Origin of the sequence: Frankia tisae (assembly GCF_025403405.1) — a bacterium.
In the GTDB taxonomy this organism is placed as follows: Bacteria; Actinomycetota; Actinomycetes; order Frankiales; family Frankiaceae; genus Frankia; species Frankia tisai.
This window is the reverse complement of the sequence record NZ_JANEZT010000028.1, coordinates 1-24986: the sequence shown is the minus strand read 5'-3', so window position 1 is coordinate 24986 and position 24986 is coordinate 1. Positions and strand designations below refer to the sequence as shown.

Below are 24986 nucleotides of genomic sequence, written 5' to 3'. Positions count from 1 at the left end.
GCGCACCAGCTCCGGGCAGCGGGCTGCGGGAGCCGGCGCGGGCAGGCGGGGGGCGATCGGGCCACGAGGGCCGGGACTGGCCGGCGCCACCCGCAGGTAGATAGATCTCACTGAGTTAGAGGAATTTACCGCATCTTGTGGGATGAGTCACGAAGATCCTGTGCGGGGCCGGCGGAGGTCCGCGCGCCTGACCAGCGAGTACGGTCGCGCGGACGAACACCTGGCCGCGCAGGGTGCGCGCACGGCCTGTGGGGTCGGGGGGGCGCGCTTGTCTTCGGCGTGCGAACTAATTAGGCTAATTATCCAACGGAAATCCGGGGAGACCGGAGCCGTGGAGCGGCGGCCTGGCCACGGCGACGGACGCCGGGGCGGGTCGCGAGCCGGGGAAGAGGACACATGACAGGCATCATGGAAGGCATCCAGGTCGTCGAACTGGCGGCGTGGACCTTCGTACCCGCCGCCGGCGCCGTGCTCGCGGACTGGGGTGCCGACGTAATCAAGATCGAGCATCCCGAGACGGGCGACCCGCAGCGCGGCCTGATCGCCTCCGGGATGCTCGCCGGCCTCGACGGGGTCAACCATCTCATCGAGCAGTGCAACCGCGGCAAGCGCAGCATCGGGCTCAACGCCGCGACCCCCGACGGCCTCGAGCTGCTGTACAAGCTGGTGCAGGGCGCCGACGTCTTCCTCACCAACCTGCTGCCGGACTCCTGCGAGCGCCTCGGCGTGGGGGTCGAGAAGATCAGGGAGGCCAACCCGGACATCATCTACGCCCGCGGGCACGGGCAGGGCGCCCACGGCCCCGACGCCAACCTGGGCGGCTACGACGTCGCCTCCTACTGGGCCCGCGGCGGGATCGCCTACGCGCTGGCGTCGCCGGATTCCTACCCGCCGTTCATGCGCCCCGCGTTCGGCGACTACACCTCCGGGTTCAACCTGGCCGCCGGGGTCGTCGGCGCGCTGTTCCACCGCGAGCGCACCGGCATCGCCAGCACCGTCGACGTCTCGCTGCTCGCCTCGGCCATGTGGGGCATGTCCCTCGACGTCGTCGGCTCCAAGATCCTCGGCCAGCCGACGATGCAGCGCTTCGACATCGCCGAGATGCCGAATCCCCTGACGAACGTCTACCGGACCGGCGACGACCGCTTCCTGTGGTTCTCCCTGTTGCAGGCCGACCGGCACTGGCCGGAGTTCTGCGCGGCGCTCGAGCGCCCGGACCTGCTCGCCGATCCCCGCTACGTCGACGCGAAGTCCCGCTTCGACAACCGCCGGGAGTGCATCGCGACGATCCGGGAGGCGTTCGCGGCCCACCCGCTGGCCCACTGGGAGGAGCGGTTCAGCAAGATCGAGGGCGTCTGGTCGGTGGTGAAGTCCCCGCTGGAGCTGCACGACGACCCGCAGGTGCAGGCCAACGGCTACGTCACCGAGGTGACCAACGCCGCCGGGATCAGCTACGCCCTGGCCTCGAACCCGGTGCAGTACGACGACCGGGTGCCGGCGCTGAGCCCCGCGCCGGAGCACGGCGAGCACACCGAGGAGATCCTGCTCGAACTCGGCCTCGACTGGGAACAGATCATCGCCCTGAAGGAGAAGTCGGCCATCCTCTGACCGCGCCCAGTTAGGAGAACAGCGTGCCCACGCAGATCGGTGACCGGCTCCGGTTCGGGCCGGCGACCCTGCCCCCCGTGACGGAGGTCGAACGGCAGTCGACGGTGGTGGTCTCCTTCGTCACCACGCCGCAGGCGGCCGCCCACCTCCTGCCGCCCTGCTTCGAGCCGGCCGAACGCCCGGTGCTCAGCGTCACCTACCAGCAGCTCGAGAACGTCGACTACATGCGGGGGCGGGGCTACAACCTCGTCAACGTGGCGGTGACGGCGGTGCTGGAGACCGCCGTCGGCTCACTGACCCGGTCGTGCCCGGTGGTCATCTGGGAGAACAACACGATGCCGATTATCGCGGGCCGGGAGCTGCACGGGAACCCGAAGATCTACGGCGAGGTCTCCGGCCTCGCCCGCGACGGTGACACGGCCGCGTGGGACTGCCGCGAGTACGGCACGCTGCTGCTGCGCGGCGAGATCGGCGAGCTGCGCCCGCTGCCGGCCGACCGGCTCGCCCGGGTCAACCGGGCGTCGGTGGACTCGGAGATCTTCGGCTGGAAGTCGATTCCCGGCCGTGACACCCCGGACGCCGACTACCCGACGCTCATCCACGGCTCGACCTCGTTCGAGCAGGGCTGGAGCGGGGTGGGGCGGGTCGAGTTCGCCACGCCCACCGATGACCAGGCCCCCTACTCCGCGGTGGTGCTGCGGGCGCTGGCCGCGGTCCCGCAGGTGGAGCCGCGCCCGGCGTTCGTCGGCGTCGGCACCGCGAAGCTGTTCCGCAACCGGACCGAGCGGCTTGCCTGACCGAGCGACGTGCCTGACCGAACGCTTGCCCGACCGGCCGGCTGGCCGACCCCCGACGCACCGCGGCCCCCGTCTCCACCTCCTGGTTTCCCAGGAATGGAGAGACGGGGGCCGTCAGCGTGCGTGCCGTCAGGAACGCGGGAAGCGGTACAGCGTGCGCGCGTTGTCCTCGACGATCTTGGCGACCTCGTCGTCGGGGATGTCCTTCATGAGGTCGGCGGCGATCTTACGGCTGTTGGGCCAGGTGGAGTCGGAGTGCGGGTAGTCGATCTCCAACATGATCCGGTCGATGCCGATCTCGTGCCGGTTGCGCAGGCCGCTCTTGTCCTCGATGAAGCAGCCCCAGAAGTGCTTGCGGAACAGGTCGGACGGCCGGGTGTCGAAGTCGATGTCCTTCTGGTACCAGCGGTGCTTCTCCCAGGTCTGGTCGGTGCGCTCCAGGATGTAGGGCAGCCAGCCGATGCCGCCCTCGGACAGCGCGAACTGCAGCTTGGGGTGGCGCTGCAGGACGCCGGAGAACAGCAGGTCGATGGTGGTCCACATCAGGTTGGTGGCGAACGAGGCGATCGCCACCGCGAACGGCGCGTCCGGCGCGGCCATCCCGCCGGGGACGGGCTTGGCCGCCGCGAAGGAGAACCCGGGCACGAAGGACCCGGACCCGAAGTGCAGCGAGACCGAGACGTCGGTCGCCTCGCAGACGTCCCACAGCGGTTCCCAGTGGTTGCTGTGGAAGGAGGGCAGGCCCAGCGGGACGGGGCTGTCCGGGAAGGACACCGTGCGCGCCCCCTTGGCCGCCGTCCGCTCGACCTCGGCGACGCAGGCCGCGACGTCCCACACCGGCAGCAGCGCCAGCGGGATGTAGCGGTCGGGCGCGGCGGCGCACCACTCGTCGACCATGAAGTCGTTCCAGGCCTGGATGCAGGCGAGCGCCAGCTCCTTGTCCTGCGCCCGGTGGAACACCCCGCCGGCGAAGCCGGGGAACGACGGGAAGCACAGGGCGGCGTGGACGCCGTCGACGTCCATGTCCTTGAGTCGCGCCACCGGGTCGTAGCAGCCGGGGATCATCTCCTCGAAGCGCATGGGGTCCACCCCCCAGTCCCGCGGCTCGCGCCCGGCGACGGCGTTGAGGCCGATCGTGGGGAACACGACGCCGTCGTAGACCCAGACGTGCTTGCCGCCCTGTTCCTCGATCCGCGGTGTGCGACCGTCGAACTTCGATGGGAGTCGATCCAGCCAGACCCTGGGGTGTTCCACAAGGTGGTCGTCGACGGACACGATCTGGTGACTGTCCCGCAGCGGCATGGCTTCTCCTCCTATACGGCTGTAACCGACGTTACATCAGTTCGTGGACTCGGTGTCAGATTTCCGGCTTCGGGCCGCTGACCTGCGGGTTTGGTGCGGACGCCCCGCCGCCGCGCTCCTTTGCCGCGTCCCGTGACCGGGTCGTCGCCCCACGATCAAGTATCGCCTTGTGGCCGGATCGTCGCGGCATGCGCCGGTGGGTTCGAGTCCGGCGACAGGCAGGGTCGACGCTCCCATCTCTCTCTTGCTGATTTACCTCAGTCGTATCCTTAAGCTATATTCCGCTGGCGTGCCGGACCTGTGTGCTGCCCGGTGCGCGTGGCCATCCGCGCAGCACGCACATATGGGGAGGACGTTCGGATGCGATCGCGCACTCGATGGCGGCAGCGGGGCGTTCTTGCGCTCGGGATGTCGGCGGCACTGATGGTCAGCGCAGCCGCCTGCGGCTCGGACGGCGGGTCCAGCTCGGGCTCGACGGGCTCGACGGGCTCGGCCGCCGCGCAGTCGCTGGGGCCGTCGAAGCCCGCCACCGGCGACGAGTTAAAGATCGGGTTCATCACCGACGGCTCGGGCACGACGCTGGACAACTCGACCGAGGTCGCCGCGGCGCAGGCCGCGACCTCCTACGTCAACGAATACCAGGGCGGGGTCGCCGGCCACCGTCTGTCACTCACGGTCTGCGACACCAAGCAGACGCCCGCGGGCGCCACCGACTGCGCCAACCAGCTGACCGCCGCGAAGGTCCCGGTCGTGCTGATGAACAACTCCGGCAACGTCACGCCGGTCTTCAAGGTGCTCAGCGCGGCCAAGGTCCCGCTGGTGCTCGACATCAACGGTGACGAGTCCACCCTCGGCGCCAAGTCCGGCGCCTACATCCTGGTCAGCCCGCTGACCGCGGCGCTGGCCGGGCCCGCCCAGGTCGCCAGGGACGCCGGGGCGAAGAAGGCCGCGATCTTCGTGCTCGACGTGCCGGGCGCGACCGGGCCGGTGAACTCGCTGGACAAGATCTTCTATGCCAAGGCGAACGTCGGCCTGACGATCCAGCCGATCCCGCCGGGCACGGCGGACGCGACCCCGCAGGTGCAGACCGTGCTCGGGGGTAACCCGGAGCAGGTGAACCTCGTCGGCGACCCGACGTTCTGCACCGGCGTGCTCAAGGCGCTCAAGACGCTGGGCTACTCGGGCAGCATCGTCCTGCAGTCGCAGTGCGTCAGCCCGGGGGCGGCCGCCGGCATCCCCGGCGGTTACGACGGGATGAAGGTCGTCAGCGGCCAGACGACGAACGTCGCCGACCCCGAGTACAAGCTGTACCTGGCGGCGATGAAGAAGTACCAGCCCGACACCGACCCGACCGCCAAGAGCCTCACCGCCGGCGGCTGGGTGGTCACGCTTGGCTTCAGCCGGGCGATGGCCGGACTGACCGCGCCGGTCACCTCCGCCGGGGTCGAGAAGGCGCTCGCGACGATGCCGAAGACCAAACTGCCCCTCGGTGGCACCGCGACCTTCCAGTGCGACGGCAAGCAGGTCTCCATCACGCCGGCGGTCTGCTCCACCGGCGGGCTCGTGCAGACCCTCGACGACAAGGGCAAGCCGACGTCGGAGCAGCCGCTCGACGTCTCCAGCGTCCTGCCCTAGCCGGCCGGTGACCTGCGCCGAGCGATGACGCCGAGGCCGGTCGGGGTGTGACGATGAGCCCCGACCGGCCCGGCCTCCTGGGAGGGATCGAGAGAGATGGATTTCGAGTTCACCGAGGACGATCGCGCGTTCGGCCGACGGTTCGCCGAGCTGCTCGACGAGAAGCTGCCCACGGACTGGCAGGGCTTCTTCGCCGAGGACCGCGAGGCCCTGGCCTTCACTCGGGAGTTCTGCCGCGACCTCGGTCGCGCGGGCCTGCTCACGGTGAGCTGGCCGCTGGAGTACGGCGGCCAGGAGGCCGGGGTCTGGAAACAGACGCTGCTGCGCGAGCTGATGACGGCCAGCGGCGAGCCGCGCGGACCGCAGTACATGAACCTCAACTACATCGGTCCGCTGATCATGAAGTTCGGCACCGCGGAGCAGAAGGCCCGCTTCCTGCCGCCGATGGCCCGCGGGGAGGTCATCTGGACCCAGGGGTTCTCCGAGCCGGACGCCGGCTCCGACCTCGCCGCGCTGCGCACCCGCGCCGTCGATCATGGTGACCATTTCCTCGTCACCGGGCAGAAGATCTGGTCCAGCTACGCCGACTCGCCGGCGGACTGGAACCTGCTGCTCGTGCGCACGAATCCGGACGCCGGCCGGCGCCGGGGAATGTCGGTCCTGCTCGTCGACATGGCCTCCCCAGGGATCACGGTGCGCCCGATCGAGAGCATGGGCGGCTGGCACGAGATCAACGAGGTCTTCTACGACGAGGTCCGGGTGCCGCGCGACTGCCTGCTCGGTCCACTCGACGAGGGCTGGGGGGTGATCGGTTCGGGGCTGACGCTCGAACGCATCGGCATCCCCCGTTACGCCCGCGCCCAGCGCGTCGTCGAGCGGCTGTGCGACCACGTCCGCGAGACCGGCCGCGCCGCCGAACCCGACGTCCGCCAGAAGCTCGCCGACCTGCGGGTGCGCTGCGAGGCGGCGAAGCTGCTCGCCTACCGGGCGATCTCGCTGGTCGCCGCCGGGGCCAACCCGTCCGCCGAGGCCTCGACCGCCCGCATCCACGCCACCCTGCTCGAGCAGGCCGTCGGGCACGTGGGCCTGGAGATCCTCGGCGCCAGCGGCCGGCTCGGTTCCCCCTCCGAGGACCACGCCCCGCTGCACGGGCTGGTCAAGCAGCAGTGGGTGCACAACATTCCGGCGACGATCGGCGCCGGAACCCTGGAGATCCAGAAGAACATCATCGCCCAGACCGCCCTCGGCCTGCCGCGGTCGCGCTAGGCCCACGACAACGCGCTAGGCCCACGACAACGGCAGAAGGAGGTGCGGGTGTGGATCTCACCCTGAGCGGCGAACAGCGCCTGCTCGCGGACACGGTGCGCGACCTGGTCGAGCGCGAGTGCCCGCCGGATCTCGTCCGCGAGATCGAGAAGTCCGAGCGGGGCTTCGGCGACGGCCACTGGAAGACGCTGGCCGACCTCGGCCTGACCGGCCTGCTGCTGCCCGAGGAGCACGGCGGCGCCGGACAGGGCGTGCTGGACCTGGTGGTGGCCGCCGAGGAGCTCGGGCGGGGCGCGATGCCCACCCCGCTGCTGGCCTCGGCCGTGTTCGCCGCTGCCGTCATCGATCTCGCCGGCAGCGCGGCGCAGCGGGCCCGTTGGCTGCCGGCGATCGGCGCCGGCACGGCCATTGCCACCGTGGCCGTGCTGGAGCCGGGCGCCCGCGACGAATGGGGCGCACCGGACGCTGCCCTGACCCCGCACGGCGCCGGCCACCGGCTGACCGGCACGAAGATCCTCGTTCCCTACGCGCACGTCGCGGACGTCCTCGTCATCACAGTGAAGGTCGCCGGCGTGGCGGTCGCCGGCTCGGTCCTGGGCACCGACGCGTCCACTCCGGGCGCCGGCATGTCCACTCCAGGCGCCGACGTGTCCACCCCGGACGTGGGTGTCGCTGCCGGCGCCGGTTCGGGCGGCGGGCGCGGCCTCGTGCTCGTCGATCCTGGCGCGCCCGGGGTGACCCTGCGCCGCCAGCACGACGGCGGCGGCGAGCCGGTGTTCGAGGTCGTCCTGCGCGATGTCGAGGTGAACGCCGAGGACCTGCTCGGCACGCCGGCGGCGGCCGGCCCCGCCCTGGCCGTGGCGCTGGACCGGATGACCGTGGCGAGCACGGCCTACGCGATCGGCGGGGCGCAGCGGGCCCTGGATCTCAGCGTCGAGCATGCCCGCAGCCGCCGCCAGTTCGGCCAGCCGATCGGCGCCTTCCAGTCGGTGGCGCACCGCTGCGTCGACATGCTCACCGACGTGGAGGCCTGCCGCTACCTGTGCTACCAGGCCGCCTGGAAACTCGACGCCGCCTGGAAACTCGACGCCGCCGGGAAGGTGGATGCCGCCGGGCGGCTCGACGCTCCGGGCGCGGCGGACTTCGAGGTCGCGGCAGCGAAGTCGTTCGCCAACGATGCGATCCGTCGGGTGTTCACCCACGCCCACCAGGTGCACGGCGCCATCGGCTTCTCCATGGAACACGATCTGCAGCTGCACTCCCGGCGGGGCAAGACCTTCGAGTTGAGCTACGGCGGGTCGACGTGGCACCGGGAACGCGTCGCCCGCGGCCTGGACCTGTGATCGCCGTACCTGTGATCATCCCCGGCCGCCACCGGCCGCGGGCGACAGGAAAACCATCGAGAGAGGGGCCACCGTGTCGTCGATGAAGGTGGGAGTCCTGCAGGACTTCCTGATGCCGCAGGCATCGCAGCAGGTGATGCTCGACGCGCTGCGGCTGGCGTTCGACGAGTCCTACGCCGACGGCGAGATCGACCGCCCCGTCGAGCTGGTCCTGCGGGCCGTCGACGGGCTGCCCCGCGGGACGAGCTTCGACGTGCTCAACGCCTGGAAGGAACTCGAGGCCGAGGGTGTTCTGGTGATCTTCGGCCCGTGGGCGTCGGACAACGTGCTGGCGATCCGCACCTACGTCGAGGACGTCGGCCACATTCCCACCCTGTCGATGAGCGGCACCGACCGCTGGTACGGCGAGTGGTGCTTCTGCATCAACAACGGCTCGTTACCGGAGGAGCCGTACCTGCTGTCGAACTACCTCGGGGTGCGCGGCGTCGAGTCCGTCGCCGTCGTCTACGACAAGTGTGTGCCGGGGGAGGAGTACACCCGGTTCTTCCGCGACGCCTGTGCCTTCGACGGGGTGAAGATCGCCATCGAGGAGCCGATCAACATGCTCGACACCGACCTGAGCCCGGCGCTGGCCCGGCTGCGGGCGTCGGGCGCCGACGCGATCGCCTACCTCGGCTGGGGCCTGACCGCGACCCATCTCAACACCGCCCTGGACGGCGCCGGCTGGGACCCGGTGAAGGTGATGAGCTCGGGGTTCATGGCGGCGCCGTTCCTGCCCGGCGGCCTGAAGAGCATCGCCGGCTGGGTCGGTGTCGACCAGTACGACGAGGACAACGTCGTCGGTCAGGACTTCCTGGACCGGTTCGAGGCGCGCTTCGGCTACCGGCCGGCGAACTTCTTCTCCGTGCTGTGCTACGACTTCGGCGTCGTCATCGCCCGCGGCCTGTCGAAGGCCACGCCGCTGTCGCCGGACGGCGTGAAGGAGGGCCTGGAGAAGGTGAAGATGGTTCCCGCGGCCACCGGCGGCCCCGGCGGGGTGTTCAGCTTCGGCCCACACGCCCGGCGCGCCTGGCTGACGCCGCATTTCATCGTCCTGCGCGAACCGGACCCGGCCGCCGAAGTCGCCGACCTCACCTCCGGACCGGGCAGCGTCCTGCGCCACCGCTACACCGCCCGCTCCCGCAGCGAGCGGCTCGGCACAGCGCAGCGCACCCAGTGACGGAACGCACCCAGTGACCGGGCGGCGAAGCGGGGTCTCGGCCGGATGAGCGAGCACTTCCGGCGCGAGCTCGACGACGGTGTCCTGACGATCACCTTCACCCGCGACGACAAGCTCAACGCCGTCAGCGCCCCGATGCTGGCGGCGCTGCGCGGCGCCGTCGCCGACCTCGGCGACGACGACGCCGTCCGGGTGCTGGTGATCACCGCCGAGGGGCGGCACTTCACCGCCGGCATGGACATCACCACGATCGACACCGGGATGGGCTTCGAGCCCGACGGCAGCGTCAACGGCCGCTCGGTGCGGCGCACCTACCGGGCGCTGCACCTGCTCATGGACGAGATCGAGGCGATCGAGAAGCCGGTGATCCTCGCCGCGCAGGGGCCCTGCCGCGGCTTCGGGCTCGAACTCGCCGTGTCGTGCGACTTCCGCTTCGCCGCGCCGCGGACCACCTTCGCCCTGCCGGAGGTGCCCAACCTGGGGGTGCTGCCCGGCTCCGGCGGCATCAGCCGGCTGACCCGGCTCGTCGGCCCGCACTGGGCGCGGTGGCTGGCGATGGCCGCCCGCCCCGTCGACGCCGAGCGGGCGCTGACGATCGGCCTCGTCCACGACGTGTTCGCCGACGAGGAGTTCGCGGCCGGCGTGCGGGAGTTCGCCTGCTCGCTGGTCGCGCTGTCCCCGCAGGCACTCGGCCTGGCCAAGCTCGCCATCGACGCGGCCGCCAGCGTCGACCGCACCACCGCCCGCGACTTCGACCGGGTCGCGAACACCCTGCTGCTGACCTCCGAGGAGCACCTGGCCAAGGTGCGTGCCTTCCAGCGCCGCAGTGCCGCCCCGCGCGAGTAGCCCGCCGCACCTGATCGCCCACCGAACCTGATCGAGGGGAACGAGGAGATGGATCTCGGCTTACGCGGGAAGGTGGCGGTCGTCACCGGCGCGTCGAAGGGGATGGGCCGGTGGACGGCGGTGGAGTTCGCCCGTGAGGGCGCGGACGTGGTCGTCGTCGCCCGCGGCGCCGCGGCCCTCGCGAGCGTCGCCGGGCAGATCGAGGCGCTCGGCGTGCGCGCGCTGGCGGTGCCAGCCGACCTCGCGACCGCGGCCGGCACCGAGGAGCTGTTCGACCGGGTGCGCGGTGTCTTCGGCGGCTGCGACATCCTGGTCAACACCCTGGGCAGCGACGAGTACGACTACCTGCCACTGACGGAGACCTCCGACGAGCTGTTCCGGGCGCATCTGGAGATCGGCCTCATGGCGGGGGTACGGACCTGCCGGGCGGCGATCCCGCTGATGCGCACCCGCGGCGGCGGCGCGATCGTCAACCTGGCCGCCATGTCTATCCGCAAGCAGTACCCGACGATGGTCGCCTACACGGCGGCGAAGGCGGCACTGGCGAGCGTGTCGAAGAACCTCGCCCGCGCCCACGGGCCCGACGGCATCCGGGTGAACACGGTCTGCCCCGGGGCGATCCTGACCGAGGGCGTCCGGGAGAAGATCGAGCAGTTCGGGCCGGGCCGGTGGGTCGCGCCCGACGCGTTGGGCGCCTCGGCGGGAGCGCCGAGCACACTGGTGGCGCTGGGAATGCCGGTGGCGCCGAGCACCGAGGAGGTCTTCCTCGCGATCTCCCGGGACATGGGCGGCGCGGGCCGCGGCCTGGTCCCCGACCTCGGCCGCCCCGGCCGCCCCGAGGAGATCGCCGCCGCGATCGTCTTCCTGTGCAGCGCACGCGCCGGCTACATCACCGGTGCCCTGCTCAACGTCGACGGCGGCTCCGACTTCTAGCGGGCTCGGGGCTTCCAGAGGAGGGAGACGACGGGCGAGCAGGCCCAGGACGAGCCGGATCAGCAGGACAGGCTTGCTCGCACCGGGTTCGCCAAGGACGACGAGGCGTCTGCACGGGGTGCGGTCGAAGGCGCTGAGGATCTGCGGGCCGCTACCGGCAAGGTCCTGCGGGCCGGTGTCGGTCTCAGCGGGTGTGAGCCAGCCGGCACCGCCAGCGGCAAGCTGTTGCAGGTAGGACCAGGGCTGAACCAGGGACGGACTCGCGGGTCACCCGGATACCGCCAGCGGCGAGCTCGTGATCTCACGGCGTTTGGCCTCGTACGCCCACTGCTTGTGCACCGCCAGGGCGAGCCGGCCCGAGATCTTCTCCAGGTCAATGTCTTCCCCGGGAGGTGGCAAGGATCGAGGTTCCAAGATGCGACGGCGAGACACCCGGCAGCGCTCCGTCGAGGCGCCCGCTTGCTTAGCGACAGCATGCACCCATCTACGCACCCAGGCGAGACGACGGGCACTACGGCAGCGATGATGACCGCATGCGGGGATCACGCACGAGACGGACAGGTGCCGTCGCGCTCCTCCTACTGATCGGGTCGACGGCGGCCGCCATTGTGCTGTCCCGGCGCTACCACCTGGGTGACGGAACCGCGTTGCTCAGCCCGCCCCTGGTAGCAGGGGTGGGACTCTTGCCCGCGCTTTGTGGGATGAGCGACTGTTCATTCTTCTTATCGATGGGCTCGATGATATTCCGGATGCTGTCCGTGGCCCGGCTATCGCAAAAATCAATGACTCGCTGCAACTCGGGCAACGTGTTGTCATTGCTTCTCGGACCGGTGACTACCAAACGGCTGTGTCGCCGCCTGGCGGGGTAGAGGTGCGCCTCATAGGCGCTGCTGGCATCAAACTCCACCCGCTCCGACCGGAAGATGTAGCCAACTACCTGCGGGTCTCCGTGGGAGGCCCGGGTAGTGCAGCGCGCCGGGACCCGGTCCTTGCTACGCTTACCGCTTGTAGGTTCTCGTCCTGCCTATCGCAGGGTAACTTGCCGACCTGGGCTACCGCTGGTAGATCTCATCGGTCTGTCGTCGAGTTTTTCTCATTGATCTGTCATTTTCCTCGGCGACGAGGTATCAGGACGGCAGTCGGGATGCGCGGCGGTGTCCGCGCCAGGCTCTGGGCCGTTGCAGACGGCCTGGCCTCCGCTTCTCAGGTGGTCGCTTCGCGTGCCGCGACTATCTCGTCCAGGTGTGCCTCAGCCCAGTCGGTGATGGCGTCGATGGGGGCGTGCAGCGATAGCCCGAGCGGAGTCAGCTCGTATTCCACGCGCGGCGGTACCTCGGCGAAGACGCGCCTGGTGAGCAGGCCGTCGCGTTCCATCGCGCGCAGCGTCTGGGTGAGCACCTTGGGGGTGACGCCGCCGATCGTCGTGCGCAGGCCGGTGAACCGGCGCGGCCCGTCCCGCAGGGCCAGTACGACCAGGACGGACCACTTATCGCCGATCCGGTCCAGGACGAGGCGGACCTGGCAGTCCGGGTTGAAAACATCCTCGTGCTTCATAGTTTCCGAAGGGTATCAAGGGCACTTTGAAGTAACCAGTATCCGATGGATACCTTGACAGTCACCACGTCGATGACAGATCAACCAGAGGGCAGGACATGAGTATCGTGGTGATCGGGGCCAGCGGCATGATCGGACAGCGCGTTGCCGCAGAGGCGCGCGGCCGGGGGCACGAGGTCACGGGGGTGACCCGGAGCGGAACCGGAGGGACCGCCACAGCGGACGCGAGCGATGCCGCAGCGGTGGCGGCGCTGAGCGCGGGCCACGACGCCGTGGTGCTCGCGGTTCCACCGCCTCGGGAGGACCCGCGGCCGTCCTACGCGCTGCTCGCGGCCGGCCGCGGAGTGCTCGACGGGCTACGGAAGGCAGGGGTGCGGCGCCTGGTGGTCGTCGGTGGAGCCGGCAGCCTGCAGGTCGCGCCAGGCGTGCGTCTCATCGACACCCCGCGCTACCCCGCCGCTTACCGGGACATCGGCCTGGCCCAGTGCGCCCTGCTGGACCTGCTACAGACGCAGGCCGCGGACCTGGACTGGACCTACATCTCACCGCCCGTCACAATCACGCCGGGCGAACGGACCGGCTCCTACCGCCTGGGCGGGGACCAGCTGCTGGCCGACGCCAACGGCACCAGCGCCATCAGCGCCGAGGACTACGCGGTCGCCCTGATCGATGAGCTTGAGCAAAGACGGGCCATCGGCCAGAGAATCACCGTCGCATCCTCTGGCCGCGTCGGCGCGGCACAGTCCTGACCCGGCGCGGACCTGGACACGCCCCCCTGCCGATACGCTCGGCCCCGCGGATGGTTGGCCCCCGAGGGCATGGGGTGATACTGCCAGCGGATGGCAGGCGGGCACGGTGCTGTCCATTCCCGAGGATCATTTCTGGCGATCAAGACCTGACGTTGGCCGGACGACTCCGACGGGAACCAGGCGAGGGCAGTCCGGTGCGCCACGCCGAGCCACTGCTCATCGATCTGTCCGGCCAGCGACAGATCGGCGACATTTCTTGTGAGCCACCAGCGCGGTCGCGCATGTCCAGACCCAGCCTTGCCGTGGTTGCCGAATTCACTCCTCAGAGGAGGCGACCACCGGCCCGAGCCGTCCTTGTTCGCGACGATCCCGGTGGTGTCCTTCCGTCGCCCGCTCGTCGGGGACGCTGCTCGGCGCTGTCCTGGCGCTGATTCTGGCCGAGTGTCCAGAGTGGTCTGGCCACTCGGCCGTGTCGGCCGGTCAGGCATGGAGGTGACGATCCCTCGGTCATCGCACCGGTCCGAGGAGGTCGCCTTGAAGCAAGCGTTCGTAGCCGCCCGTCGTTCTGGACGGGAGTCGTTCCGGTCGAGGCGGCCCTGGGCGTCCCGCGTGACCGCAACCGCAACCGCAACCGTGGCCGTGGCCGTGGGCCTGGTAGCTGGTGTCGGCGGCGCGGCGCGCGCGTCGGCGCAGGACAACGGTGGCGAGCTGGCGCGGTTTGTCCGACAGCCCGTCGCCTGGCACACCTGCCGGAACGGGCCCGACGATGATCTCGGCGCAACGCTGGACGAGATCGGTGCGCAGTGCGCCGAGGTGACCGTGCCGTTGGACTACGCCAGGCCTACGGGAGGCACTCTGAAAGTGGCGATCTCGAGGCGGAAGGCGACCGACACCGCGCACCGGATCGGCACTCTGGTGGTCAACCCGGGCGGACCGGGCGAGGGGATAGGAAGCGGTCTTACCTGGGTGGTGCAGGGCATGCCGCCGTACGTGGCGAGCGGGGCGCCGGCGGTGGCGGCGCGCTATGACCTGGTCGGGATTGATCCGCGGTTCCAGAACCGCAGCAGTCCGCTGGAATGTGGCTGGCCGAACAACCAGGTCGAGCAGGCCGGATACGTCGGACCGGACCGGCGGAGCTTCGAGCGGAGCGTGGCCCTGAACGCCGAGCTCGCGAACAGGTGCGCGCCCTACGCACACCTGTTGCCGTACGCCTCGACCCGCAACGCCGCCCGGGATCCTCAGCGACGGCGAACGCGCCGTCGCGGCCGCCCTCACCCGGGGCCTGTCCAATGCCGAGATCGGCGCCGAGATTCATGTCAGCGTCGGCACCGTCAAGGCCTACGTCTCCCGCATCCTCACCAAGCTCGACCTCGACAACCGGATTCAGATCGCCCTGCTCGTCCACGACACCGAATGAGCCGGAAACGGTCGCATTCGGCCGTGGCATGGGCCCGTGCGGGTAGCAGGCAGGATCGGAGCGGGTCTATCACGCTGGGCGCTCCACATCCCGCAGTCACCTGACAAAGTCAGGCCCGGGGGTCTCTCTCGTTGAGCGCGTCGAACTTGCGCACCTCATTGCGCATGTGCGGGCTCCACTTGGCGAAGAGCGCCATGACCTCCGGTGTGGCCAGGTGCCGATCGAGCGCCTCCTGGGATGTCCATTGCTCGAGCACCGTGACGGTTCCGGTCGCTGCGTCCTCCACGCAGAACGAGATCAGTACGTTTCCCGGGTTCGCTGCGGCGACCGGGTAGGTCGCCTGCGCCTCGGTGATGAACGTCTCGACGTCACCGGCAGGGACGAAGACCCGGCCGGCAATGATGATGGCCGTCTGGACAGACGGCTCCGTGTCTGCGGTGGTGGCGTCCTTGTCCTGGAGCGAATTCATCGTTCTTTCTCATCCTTCGCGTCTCGATGCAGAGCCGGACTGTTCCGCCTCTCCGCCCCTGCGCCCGTCTGTCCGCCTGCTCCGGTCAGGCGGTGTACTGGTACGCCGGGTAGGTGAGATAGCCAGCGTCGCCGCCCTGGTAGTACGTGGCCGTGTCGGCGGGTGCGACCGGCAGGCCGGTGCGTAGCCGTTCCACCAGGTCGGGGTTGGCGATGAAGGCGCGGCCAAAGCTGATCAGATCCGCGCCCAGGCCGAGCCAGTGGTCGGCGGCGGTCCGGTCGACCTGCTTCGGGCCCATCGGCAACACCGGATTCATGATCAGGCTGCCCGGCCACGCGCGGCGCAGCCCGACCAGCACCTCCTCCTCGGCAGTCGCCTCCAGGTGGACGTAGGCGAGGCCGAAGCGGGCGAGTTCGGCGAGCAGGGCCGCGTACAGCTCCGGCACCTCGGTCTCCTCGACGCCCCAGAAGGTGCCGCCGGGCGAGAGCCTGATCGCGGTGCGGGCCGCGCCCACGGCGTCCACCGTGGCGGCGACCGCCTCGACGGCAAAACGGATGCGGTGGGCGATCGGGCCGCCGTAGGGATCGGTGCGCAGGTTGGCGTTGGACGACAGGAACTGCGAGATCAGGTAGCCGTTCGCGCCGTGCAGTTCGACGCCGTCGAACCCGGCGCTGACGGCGCGCCGGGCGGCCTCGGCGTACGAGCGGGCCTGCTCGGGCACCTCGGAGGTGTCCAGGGCGCGGGGGACCGGCGCGGGTTGCGGCCCGGTCGGGGTGAACACGTCGCCCACGACGGCGACGGCGGACGGCCCGACCGGCTGGACACCGGTGGTGTCGGGGTGCGAGACCCGGCCGCCGTGCATGATCTGAGCGAAGATGCGCCCGCCGTTGGCGTGCACGGCGTCGGTGACGGGCCGCCAGACGGCCACCTGCTCGTCGGTGTACAGGCCCGGGGTGCCCGGGTTGGACTGCCCGACCAGGCTGGGCTGCACCCCCTCGCTGACGATCAACCCGGCGGTGGCCCGCTGGGCGTAGTAGACCGCCATGGACGGGGTCGCGAGGCTCCCGGCCGCGGCCCGGACCCGGGTCATCGGGGCCATCACGACACGGTTGGGCAGCTCCAGACCGCCGAGGCGGTAGCGGTCGAACAGCGTGGTCATGCCGGAACTCCTTCATACCTGGTCAAGGGCGCCGGAACGGCGAGCCCGACAGGTACGCTAAAACCTGACATCAATGTGAGAGGCAAGTCGCGGGGCCAGGATCACAGCCGGGAGGGCGAGATGCGGATCGGCGAACTCGCGGCGCGGGCCGGAGTCAGTGTCCGTTCGCTGCGCTACTACGAGGAGCAGGGACTGCTCACCAGCACCCGCAGCGCCGGCGGGCAGCGGCACTACACGCAGGACGATGTCGAGCGGGTCGCCTTCATCCAGCGCCTGTACGCGGCCGGGCTGTCCAGCCGCACCATCACCGAACTGCTGCCGTGCCTCGACTCGCCCAGCGACGAGAACTCCGACGCCGCGATGGAGCGCATGGCCAAGGAACGCGACCGGCTCTCCACCCACATCGAGGACCTGCTGCGCACCCGCGATGCGCTCGACGTCCTGATGGTCGCGGCCCAGGCCCACCGCGACGCCCGCCAGGCCGCCAGGCCGCCGCATGACGGCGTCCCGGTCCTAGCCTCGGGCTTTCGTGGTCGCTGACGACGCTGTCCTGGTCCAGGAGGCGTCGACCACCGCCGGTATGCGGATGCTCCTCGACCACGCTGGCCTCGCTGGCCTCGCCGTCGAACCGTCGGCCGCGCTCGGCATCGCGGCGATCCTCGAAGACCGTGACCGCTTCGCCGGCCGCCGCGTGGTCACCATCATGTGCGGCAGCAACGTCGATGTAGACGCCTATCACCGCTGGGTCGGTGCGGCTCCCATCTACAGGTCTTGACAATTGCTCGTGCACGTGTCGGTGGACCCTTTCCCCATATCGGTCACCCAGTCGAACATGCATTCGACATTGGGGGCTGTCCGATCCCGAGCTCGACGGCGACGAGTACCGCCGCCCTGATCGCCGGCACGATCAGCGTCGAACAGGCCCAGACGATCCACCTCGCGCTTCGCGCCCTACCCCGCAGCGTGGGCCTCGCCACCCGGCGTTCCGCCGAACAGTTCCTGCTTACTTCTGCTGCCACGTTCGACCCCGCGGAACTCGCCCGGCTCGGCCGTCATATACGTGAACGCCTCACCGACATCGATACCAGCCCCGGCGGCGACACCCCCGACCCTGAGGGCAACGGCGCTGGCAACAACGACGGCGCTGGCGACGCAGACGCCGACAGCGACAGCGACAGCCTTCCGGGTGGCGGTGAGGGAGCCGGCAAGAGCGGTACCTCCGACGCCGGAGATGGCGGCGGCGATCCAGCGGACCGCCGTAGTCTGTGGATCACCGAGTTGAGTCAAGGGCGCGAGGGCGTGGTCGTCGCGGCGCCCCGGCGGCGGGCGAGGTCGGCGCGGAAGTATGCCGCGGCCGAGTCCGTGGACCATCGCGCAGATCCGTCCGCGTCGCTCAGCGGCCGGCGCGCTGGGAGTCCCGGCTGCCCTGACCGGGGCCGGCGGGAACGGGGGCGGGGGCGCGCAGGCGGGCGCGCAGGTCGGCCTTGCGGACCTTGCCGGCGGCGGTGCGGGGCAGCTCGGTGACGATCTCGAGGCGTTCGGGGGTCTTGTGCTTGGCCACGCCGACGGCGACGAAGTGCTCGACGAGGTCGCCGAGGGAGAGGCTGCGGCCGGGTCCGACGATGACGAACGCGCAGACCCGCTCGCCGTAGAGGGGATCGGGCATCGCGGTCACCGCCGCCTCGACGACCGCCGGGTGGCGCAGCAGGAGGCCCTCGACCTCGGTGGAGGAGATGTTCTCCCCGCCGCGGATGATGATGTCCTTCTTGCGGTCGACGATGGTGAGGTGGCCGCCCTCGTCGAGGGTGCCGATGTCGCCGGTGCGAAACCAGCCGCCGTCGAGGAACGCCTCGGCGTTGAGCGCGGGGTCGGTGTAGCCGACGAACAGCTCCGGGCCGAGGGTGACGACCTCGCCGGGGGTGCCGGGGGGCAGGTCCCGGCCGTCGTCGTCGACGATCCGGAGGCGGTTGGCGCCGAAGGCGACGCCGTCGGTGTAGGCGCGGACCTCGACCGGGTCCGACACGGCGGACACCGTCACCGTCGGGTGTTCGGTGGAGCCGTAGGAGCGGAACGCCCGCCAGCCGGCCGCCTCGGCGGCCAGGACGAGTTCCGGTGGCACGCCCGCGCCGCCGAGGTGGATCTCGTCGAGCGACGGCATCGGCACGCCGGTGTCGCGGACGTCGGCGAGCAGGCTGCTCAGGAAGAACGGGGTCGCCCCCAGCCAGCTCACCCCGCGCTCGCGGATCACCCGCGCGACGCGTTCGGTGTTCCACGAGTCGACGAGGATGCTCGTGCGGCCCGACAGGAACGCCCGGCCGAGCAGCAGGACCCCGCCCATGTGCCCGGCGGGGAACGGCGAGAGGTGCACCGCGTCCGGGGCGCCGGCGTCGGCGTCGGCCAGCGCCCGCATCTCGGCGAGCAGGGTGTTGTGGGTGTGCTGCACGCCCTTGGGGGCGCTGGTGGTGCCCGAGGTGTAGATGACCATGCAGACGTCGTCGGCGTGCAGCGCGGGCGGTGCCGGCGGGTCGGCGTCGAGCGCCTCCAGGGCGGCCAGGGTGACCCCGCCCGGCGCCGTCCGTTCCCCGATGGTGATCACGTGCTCGAGCTCGGGGCAGTCGCCGACCGCGGAGAACCGGGCGAGGTAGTCGATGGAGCGCCAGCGGTCGGGCATGACCAGCGCCCGCGCGCCCGACTGCCGCAGGATGTAGCCGACCTCGACCGGCCCGTAGATGTGCACGACGGGCACCATGACCAGCCCCAGCGAGATCGCCGCGTGGTAGACGATCGCGCCCTCCAGCCAGTTGGGGACCTGGCAGGCGATCACATCCCCGCGCCGCAGCCCGAGCCGGGCGAACGCGCCGGCGAGGCGGGCGCCGCGGCGGTGGATGTCGATCAGCCGGGCCGACGCCGGATGCGTCTCCGAGTCGAAGATCATCAATGACTGGGGATGCCGTGCGGCGCCGTCCTGTAACGCCTCGACCAGGGTCTGGGTGGTGTGCAGCCCGGCGGCGTACCAGTGGGCGTTCGCGGGAGCGCGGCGCAGGGGACCGGTCATGGCAGCACTGTAACCGCCATCACCTGTACAAGCTATATCCTTCAGATGATTAGATTCTCTTTACCGTCTGCCCTGTGATGCTGCCAGACGATCCCCGCGGAGGTCACGAGATGCAGCGTTCCGTCTTCACCCCCGACCACGAGGAGTACCGCCAGCTGGCCCGTACCTTCGTCGAGAAGGAGTGCCTGCCGCACAACGACCGGTGGGAGGCTGAGGGCATCGTCGACCGGGCCGCCTGGCTGCGGGCCGGCGAGGTGGGCCTGCTCGGCCCGGCCGTGCCCGAGCAGTACGGCGGCGCGGGCGTCGACGACCCCCGCTACGGCGCCGTCGTCGCCGAGGAGTTCGCCTCCGCCGGCATCGGCGGCTTCGCCATCCAGTTGCACAACGACCTGATCGGCCCGTACCTGCTGGAGCTGGCGACCGACGAGCAGAAGGCGCGCTGGCTGCCCGGCTACGTCCGCGGCGAACTGATCACGGCGATCGCGATGACCGAGCCCGTCGCCGGCAGCGACCTGCGGGGCATGCGCACGACGGCGGTGCGCGACGGCGACCACTACGTCGTCAACGGGTCCAAGACGTTCATCAGCAACGGGATCCTCGCCGACCTGGTGGTGCTGTGCACGAAGACGACCCGCGTGGACGGCGACCAGGGGATCAGCCTCATCGTCGTCGAGCGCGACACCCCGGGCTTCGAGCGTGGCCGCCGGCTGGACAAGGTCGGCGCCCGCTCGCAGGACACCGCCGAGCTGTTCTTCACCGACGCCCGCGTCCCGGTCGCCAACCTGCTCGGCGAGGAGAACGAGGGCCTGCACTACCTGATGCGCAACCTGGCGACCGAACGCCTGTCGATCGCGATCTCCTCGGTGCAGAACGTCTTCCGGGCGCTGGAGCTCACGACCTCCTACGTCCGCGAGCGCAAGGCGTTCGGCAAGCCGATCGGCAGCTTCCAGAACACCCGTTTCGTCCTCGCCGACCTGCAGGCCCGCGCGCTGATGGCCCGGTCCTTCGTCGACGCCTGCCTGGCCGCCCTGGTCACGGGCGAGCTGACCGGGGTCGAGGCGGCGGCGGCGAAGCTGTGCGCCACCGAGCTGGAGGACGCTGCGGTGGACGCCGGGGTGCAGCTCCACGGCGGCTACGGCTGGATGAACGAGTACCCGATCGCCCGGATGTACCGGGACAGCCGGATCAGCCGCATCCTCGGGGGTTCCAACGAGATCATGAAGGAGATCATCGGCCGCTCGATGCAGCTGGGCTGAGCGGCCGATGACCGGGCGGCCGCAGCCGGGCCGGGCGGGGTCAGGAAACTGGAGCCGGGCCCGGCGGGGTCAGTTGTGGCGCAGCTCGTTGAAGGGGCGGTCGAGGTCGTGGGCGGGTTCCCGGGGCAGCCCGAGGATCCGCTCGCTGATCCCGTTGCGCTGCATCTCGTTGGTGCCGCCGGCGATGGACAGGATCCGGCCGTTGAGGTAGTTCAGCGCCGTCGTCGACGCCTCGGTGTCCTGCGGATGCCAGGCGACGCCGGCGGCGGCGGCGATCTCCAGGCCGATCGAGGCCCGGACCGGGTTGAGCGTGCCGGCGGCGAGCTTGCCGTACGACCCCAGGTTCGGGTTGGCCGCCCCCGACTCGGCCAGGGCGGCGACGTAGGCGTCGAGCTGCTCCTTGACGAGGTCGATGACGTGGGCGCGGGCGATGAGCTGGCGGGTCACCGGGTCACCCAGGCGGCCCACCCGCCGGGCCAGGGCGACGAGGTCGGGGGCGAGCTCGCGGGCGCCGGAGTGGCGGGGCGCCTCGTCGGGGTCGCCGCCGAGGCGCTCGAAGACCATCATCGTGCGGGCGACCGTCCAGCCGTCCCCGACGGCGCCGATCCGGTTGGCGTCGGAGACGACCACGTCGTCGAAGAACTCCTCGCAGAACTCCGAGCTGCCGTTGATCTCCCGGATCGGCCGGATCGTCACGCCGTCGCTGGTCAGCGGCACGCCGAACCAGGTCAGCCCGCGGTGCTTCGGCACGGTCGGGTCGGTCCGGGCCAGGCACAGGCCGTAGTCGGCGTAGTAGGCGCCGCTGGTCCACACCTTCGACCCGTTGAGCACCCAGTCGCCCGCGTCGGTGCGGGTCGCCCGGGTCGACACCCCGGCGAGGTCGGAACCCGCGCCGGGCTCGGAGAACAGCTGCACCCAGATCTCCTCGCCGGACAGCATCCGTGGGATGTGGGTGCGGCGGAACTCGTCCGTGCCGTGGGCGAGGATCGTCGGCCCGCAGACCCGGGTGGTCGTCAGGCCCGCGATGCCCAGATCCGGCAGGGCGTAGCCGCGGCTCTCCTGCGCGAAGACCTCCTCGTGGGCGGCGGTGAGGCCCTGCCCGCCGAACTGCGCGGGCCAGGTGATGCCCGCGTACCCGCCCTCGTGGACCCGGCGCTGCAGGTCCCGTTGCTGCGCGACCCGCTCGGGGGAGAGGTTGGCGGCGTCGCCGCCGCGCAGGCGGGCCGGTTCGTTGTCGTCCCGGGGGTCCAGGTTCGCCGCGAGCCAGGCGCGCACCTCGCGCCGGTAGGCCTCGAGACCGTCCGCCGTCTGCCCGCTCATCGCTTCGTCTCCGGTCGTCGCGGTGTGCTCATCGGTCGTCGTCCTCCCTCACCGGCCGTGCAGCTTTTTCACAGGCCGTGCAGCCGGCAGATGCGTTCGCGGTGCCAGGCGGGGTCGCCGAACACGACCCGGTCGGTCGCCAGCCGGCGCAGGTAGAGGTGCAGGTCGTGCTCCCAGGTGTAGCCGATGCCGCCGTGCAGCTGCAGGCAGCCCTGGGAGACGTCGATCGCGGCGTCGCCGACGAACGCCTTGGCCACGCTGGCCAGTTCCGCGGCGTCCGGGGCCTGCTCCTGCACGGCGGTGAGCGCTGCCGTCGCGATGGCGTGGCTGCACTCCACCGCGAGGCTGAGATCCGCGAGCTGGTGTTTCACCGCCTGGAACGAGCCGATCACCCGGCCGAACGCCGCGCGGTTGCGGGCATGCTCCAGCGTCATCACGAACAGCTCGCCGATCGCCCCCACCATCTCGGCCACCGTCAGCACCGTGGCGACCTGCAGCAGCCGCTCGCCGAGGTCATCGCCGCCGATCTGGCCGACCACCGCGGAGGCGGGCACGGCGACGTCGCGCAGGACCAGCTCGGCGTACCGGTGGGTGAGGTCGAGCCCGGCCAGCGGCTCGACGCTCAGCCCGGGGGCGTCGGCGGGCAGCAGGAACAGCGCCGGGCGGCCGTCCACCGCAGCGCTGACGAGGAACCAGCCGGCCAGGTGGGCGTCCTGGACGAGGCCCTTGGCCCCGGACAGCACGAAGCCGGTCCCGTCGCGGCGGACCTCGACGCCGGCCGACGCCTCCCAGCCACCCGCCGGGTCGCCGAGCGCCCAGGCCGCGAGGGCCTTGCCGCCGGCGAGGTCGTCGAGCAGGGCGCGCTGCTCGCCGGTGCCGCCGAGCGTGATCGCCAGCGCCGTGACGTTCGACCCGACGATTCCCCCGGGCTGCAGGTACCGGCCGCGCTGCTCGGCGATGAGGCCGGCGTCGAGGACCGGCTGACCGGACGGGCTGCCGCCGCCGTGCTCCTCGGGCACGAACAGCGCCAGCCAGCCCAGTTCACCGATCTCGGTGAAGTAGCCGCCGTCGAGCTCCTCCTCCCGCTGCGCCACCCGGCGCACCGTCGAGACGGGGCAGGTCGACCTGATGAAGCGCTCGGCCGTCTCGGCGAACAGTTTCTGGTCCGCGGTCACACCCGGAAGCACGGGCGGTCTCCTCTCGATCCTGGGGCGCCGGTGGCATGCCCTCGTCCAGCAAACGCCGTTCGTCCAGCAAACGCCGTCCAGCCAGCAAACGCCGTCCAGCCAGCAAACGCCGTCCGGCCGGCAGGCGCCGTTCGGCCAGTGACGCAGCCGACCGCTCGCGCGGCTGCCGCGATAGCGACTATTAAGGTAGCTTACTCAAATCATCTATCTGATCCAACTTAAGGAGTGGACGTGAAGGTCGACGTTGGTCTGTGGGCCGATCTTGACGACATCGCCAGCCGATCACGCGAACTCGAGTCCCTGGGCTACGACGCGCTCTACGTCCCGGAGACCGCGCACGACCCGTTCCTGCCCGTGGTCCTGGCGGCACAGGCGACCGAGCGCGTCATGATCCGCACCGGCGTGGCCGTCGCCTTCCCGCGCAGCCCCATGCACCTGGCGATGGTCGCCAACGACCTGCACACCATCAGCAGGGGGCGGTTCGTCCTCGGGCTCGGATCGCAGGTCAAGCCGCACATCGAGAAGCGCTTCAGCGCCGTGTGGTCCGAGCCGGCCAAGCGCATGCGGGAGATCGTCCTGGCCATCCAGGCGATCTGGCGGTGCTGGAACGACGGCGAGCGCCTCGACTTTCAGGGCGAGTTCTACCAGCACACCCTGATGACGCCGTTCTTCAACCCGGGGCCCAACCCGTACGGGACGCCCCGCATCCAGCTCGCCGCCCTCGGGCCGCGCATGACCGAGGTCGCCGGCGAGGTCTCCGACGGGATCCTGCTGCACGGCCTGTCGTCGGAGCGGTTCGTGCGCGAGGTGACCCTGCCGGCGCTGGAGCGGGGCCTGGCGCGCGCCGGGCGCAAGCGCTCGGACGTCGAGCTGACCTTCCCCACCCTGATCGCCACCGGGGACACCGCGCAGGAGCTGGCCGAGTCGGAGAAGAAGCTGCGCCAGCACTTCGCCTTCTACGCCTCCACCCCCGCCTACAGCGCGGTCCTGGAGCTGCACGGGTGGGGCGGGCTGCAGCGCGACCTGTACGAGCTGACCCGAGACGGCCGGTGGCAGGATCTCGGCTCGCTCGTCACCGAGGAGGTGCTGGAGGTCTTCACGGCGCGGGGCACCCCGGAGGACATCCCGAAGCAGATCCAGGCCCGCGTCGGCGACATCGCCGATCGGGTGAGCTTCTACTCGCCCGCCCCGATCGGCGCGGAGGTCATCTCCCGCATCCTCGCCGGTCTCAGGGCCTAGCCTCGGTCCTTCGCGGTGGCGGGCCGCGGCGCGCCGGCCGGGCTACGGGCCTGGCTCGGCCGTCGCCTGAGCCTGATCGGGCCGAGGAGCTGGACGTCAATGTTAGTTACGGCTAACTTCGTCTGGGTTAGCGGACGCTAACGTGCGGGTGGCTCCGAGACGGTGCCGCCCACTGCTGCGGGAGGCGGGTGCCCGGGTGGACAAGGTGGTCGCGAGTGCGGCCCTGGCGGTGGCCGACATCCCGGACGGGGCGTCGTTGGCGGTCGGGGGGTTCGGGTTGTGTGGCATCCCGAGCGTCCTGATCGACGCGCTGCTGGTGGCGGGGATCAGCGGTCTGGAGACTGTCAGCAACAACTGCGGGGTCGATGACTGGGGGCTCGGCCTGCTGCTGCGGGCCGGGCGGATCCGGCGGACGACCGGGTCGTACGTGGGGGAGAACAAGGAGTTCGAGCGGCAGTTCCTGGCCGGGGAGCTGGAGGTCGAGCTGGTGGCGCAGGGCACGCTCGCCGAACGCCGCGCGGTTGCGGGCATGCTCCAGCGTCATCACGAACAGCTCGCCGATCGCCCCCACCATCTCGGCCACCGTCAGCACCGTGGCGACCTGCAGCAGCCGCTCGCCGAGGTCATCGCCG

At 70.7% G+C, this 24986-nt stretch carries 23 protein-coding genes and 1 pseudogene; 16 read left to right on the top strand and 8 right to left on the bottom strand.

Going from position 1 to position 24986, the window contains the following annotated elements:
- Positions 1-396: 396 nt before the first annotated feature.
- Together NBZ85_RS04730 and NBZ85_RS04725 are read left to right on the top strand one after the other, a co-directional pair.
- Positions 397-1608, top strand: coding sequence for a CaiB/BaiF CoA transferase family protein (locus NBZ85_RS04730; protein ID WP_261554375.1), 1212 nt, complete (start codon positions 397-399; stop codon positions 1606-1608).
- 23 nt (positions 1609-1631) lie between these two features.
- A complete protein-coding gene (locus tag NBZ85_RS04725) occupies positions 1632-2405 on the top strand; it encodes an acetoacetate decarboxylase family protein (protein WP_261554376.1) in 774 nt (257 codons plus the stop codon).
- Between the two features lie 129 nt (positions 2406-2534).
- On the opposite strand, the gene NBZ85_RS04720 is transcribed toward NBZ85_RS04725, so the two are convergent.
- Positions 2535-3707 (bottom strand): amidohydrolase family protein, encoded by a 1173-nt coding sequence (locus tag NBZ85_RS04720; RefSeq protein WP_261554377.1) that lies wholly within the window; start codon positions 3705-3707, stop codon positions 2535-2537.
- Positions 3708-4067: 360 nt separating this feature from the next.
- Between NBZ85_RS04720 and NBZ85_RS04715 the strand changes: the two genes are divergently transcribed.
- The 6 genes from NBZ85_RS04715 (at position 4068) to NBZ85_RS04690 (ending at position 10949) form a co-directional block, all read left to right on the top strand.
- Positions 4068-5342, top strand: coding sequence for an ABC transporter substrate-binding protein (locus NBZ85_RS04715; protein ID WP_261554378.1), 1275 nt, complete (start codon positions 4068-4070; stop codon positions 5340-5342).
- Positions 5343-5438: 96 nt separating this feature from the next.
- Positions 5439-6608 carry an acyl-CoA dehydrogenase family protein gene (locus tag NBZ85_RS04710; protein WP_261554379.1) on the top strand — a complete coding sequence of 390 codons (1170 nt, stop codon included), beginning with the start codon at positions 5439-5441 and terminating at the stop codon, positions 6606-6608.
- A 50-nt stretch (positions 6609-6658) separates the two neighbouring features.
- Positions 6659-7951 carry an acyl-CoA dehydrogenase family protein gene (locus tag NBZ85_RS04705; RefSeq protein WP_261554380.1) on the top strand — a complete coding sequence of 431 codons (1293 nt, stop codon included), beginning with the start codon at positions 6659-6661 and terminating at the stop codon, positions 7949-7951.
- An 82-nt stretch (positions 7952-8033) separates the two neighbouring features.
- Positions 8034-9170 carry an ABC transporter substrate-binding protein gene (locus NBZ85_RS04700; protein ID WP_261554395.1) on the top strand — a complete coding sequence of 379 codons (1137 nt, stop codon included), beginning with the start codon at positions 8034-8036 and terminating at the stop codon, positions 9168-9170.
- A 45-nt stretch (positions 9171-9215) separates the two neighbouring features.
- Positions 9216-10016: an enoyl-CoA hydratase/isomerase family protein gene (locus tag NBZ85_RS04695; RefSeq protein WP_261561546.1), complete on the top strand. Its 801-nt coding sequence runs from the start codon at positions 9216-9218 to the stop codon at positions 10014-10016.
- Positions 10017-10064: 48 nt separating this feature from the next.
- The gene (locus NBZ85_RS04690) at positions 10065-10949 is read left to right on the top strand and encodes an SDR family NAD(P)-dependent oxidoreductase (RefSeq protein ID WP_261554382.1); all 885 of its coding nucleotides are present in this window, start codon (positions 10065-10067) and stop codon (positions 10947-10949) included.
- A 267-nt stretch (positions 10950-11216) separates the two neighbouring features.
- Here NBZ85_RS04690 and NBZ85_RS04685 read toward each other — a convergent pair whose 3' ends face one another.
- Both NBZ85_RS04685 and NBZ85_RS04680 read right to left on the bottom strand, forming a co-directional pair.
- Entirely contained in the window at positions 11217-11348 is a 132-nt protein-coding gene (locus NBZ85_RS04685) for a hypothetical protein (protein ID WP_261554383.1), read from the bottom strand.
- A gap of 804 nt (positions 11349-12152) precedes the next feature.
- A complete protein-coding gene (locus NBZ85_RS04680) occupies positions 12153-12503 on the bottom strand; it encodes a winged helix-turn-helix transcriptional regulator (RefSeq protein ID WP_261554384.1) in 351 nt (116 codons plus the stop codon).
- Positions 12504-12601: 98 nt separating this feature from the next.
- Between NBZ85_RS04680 and NBZ85_RS04675 the strand changes: the two genes are divergently transcribed.
- Complete coding sequence (locus NBZ85_RS04675) at positions 12602-13252, top strand: NAD(P)-dependent oxidoreductase (RefSeq protein ID WP_261554385.1); 651 nt, start codon at positions 12602-12604, stop codon at positions 13250-13252.
- 1234 nt (positions 13253-14486) lie between these two features.
- Positions 14487-14669: a response regulator transcription factor gene (locus NBZ85_RS04670; protein WP_261554396.1), complete on the top strand. Its 183-nt coding sequence runs from the start codon at positions 14487-14489 to the stop codon at positions 14667-14669.
- A 109-nt stretch (positions 14670-14778) separates the two neighbouring features.
- Here NBZ85_RS04670 and NBZ85_RS04665 read toward each other — a convergent pair whose 3' ends face one another.
- Together NBZ85_RS04665 and NBZ85_RS04660 are read right to left on the bottom strand one after the other, a co-directional pair.
- Positions 14779-15138, bottom strand: coding sequence for a putative quinol monooxygenase (locus NBZ85_RS04665; protein ID WP_261554386.1), 360 nt, complete (start codon positions 15136-15138; stop codon positions 14779-14781).
- 85 nt (positions 15139-15223) lie between these two features.
- Positions 15224-16297: an alkene reductase gene (locus tag NBZ85_RS04660; RefSeq protein ID WP_261554387.1), complete on the bottom strand. Its 1074-nt coding sequence runs from the start codon at positions 16295-16297 to the stop codon at positions 15224-15226.
- Between the two features lie 120 nt (positions 16298-16417).
- Between NBZ85_RS04660 and NBZ85_RS04655 the strand changes: the two genes are divergently transcribed.
- The 3 genes and pseudogenes from NBZ85_RS04655 to NBZ85_RS04645 form a co-directional block, all read left to right on the top strand.
- Positions 16418-16837, top strand: coding sequence for a MerR family transcriptional regulator (locus tag NBZ85_RS04655; protein WP_261554388.1), 420 nt, complete (start codon positions 16418-16420; stop codon positions 16835-16837).
- A complete protein-coding gene (locus NBZ85_RS04650) occupies positions 16827-17072 on the top strand; it encodes a PALP domain-containing protein (RefSeq protein ID WP_261554389.1) in 246 nt (81 codons plus the stop codon). Before NBZ85_RS04655 ends, NBZ85_RS04650 begins: the two co-directional genes overlap by 11 nt.
- Positions 17003-17533, top strand: a pseudogene (locus tag NBZ85_RS04645) (DUF222 domain-containing protein); the annotation flags it as partial. The gene NBZ85_RS04650 and the pseudogene NBZ85_RS04645, both read left to right, overlap by 70 nt.
- Before the next feature lie 157 nt (positions 17534-17690).
- Here NBZ85_RS04645 and NBZ85_RS04640 read toward each other — a convergent pair.
- A complete protein-coding gene (locus NBZ85_RS04640) occupies positions 17691-19352 on the bottom strand; it encodes an AMP-binding protein (RefSeq protein ID WP_261554390.1) in 1662 nt (553 codons plus the stop codon).
- A gap of 110 nt (positions 19353-19462) precedes the next feature.
- On the opposite strand from NBZ85_RS04640, the gene NBZ85_RS04635 reads away from it, so the two are divergent.
- Complete coding sequence (locus NBZ85_RS04635) at positions 19463-20608, top strand: acyl-CoA dehydrogenase family protein (RefSeq protein WP_261554391.1); 1146 nt, start codon at positions 19463-19465, stop codon at positions 20606-20608.
- Positions 20609-20677: 69 nt separating this feature from the next.
- Here NBZ85_RS04635 and NBZ85_RS04630 read toward each other — a convergent pair whose 3' ends face one another.
- Positions 20678-21928 (bottom strand): acyl-CoA dehydrogenase family protein, encoded by a 1251-nt coding sequence (locus NBZ85_RS04630; protein WP_261554392.1) that lies wholly within the window; start codon positions 21926-21928, stop codon positions 20678-20680.
- A 68-nt stretch (positions 21929-21996) separates the two neighbouring features.
- Positions 21997-23115: an acyl-CoA dehydrogenase family protein gene (locus NBZ85_RS04625; protein ID WP_261554393.1), complete on the bottom strand. Its 1119-nt coding sequence runs from the start codon at positions 23113-23115 to the stop codon at positions 21997-21999.
- Between the two features lie 231 nt (positions 23116-23346).
- Between NBZ85_RS04625 and NBZ85_RS04620 the strand changes: the two genes are divergently transcribed.
- Both NBZ85_RS04620 and NBZ85_RS04615 read left to right on the top strand, forming a co-directional pair.
- Entirely contained in the window at positions 23347-24354 is a 1008-nt protein-coding gene (locus NBZ85_RS04620; RefSeq protein WP_261554394.1) for an LLM class F420-dependent oxidoreductase, read from the top strand.
- Between the two features lie 196 nt (positions 24355-24550).
- Positions 24551-24986: CoA transferase subunit A (locus NBZ85_RS04615; RefSeq protein WP_308205162.1), on the top strand; the 436-nt coding region annotated here is incomplete at its 3' end.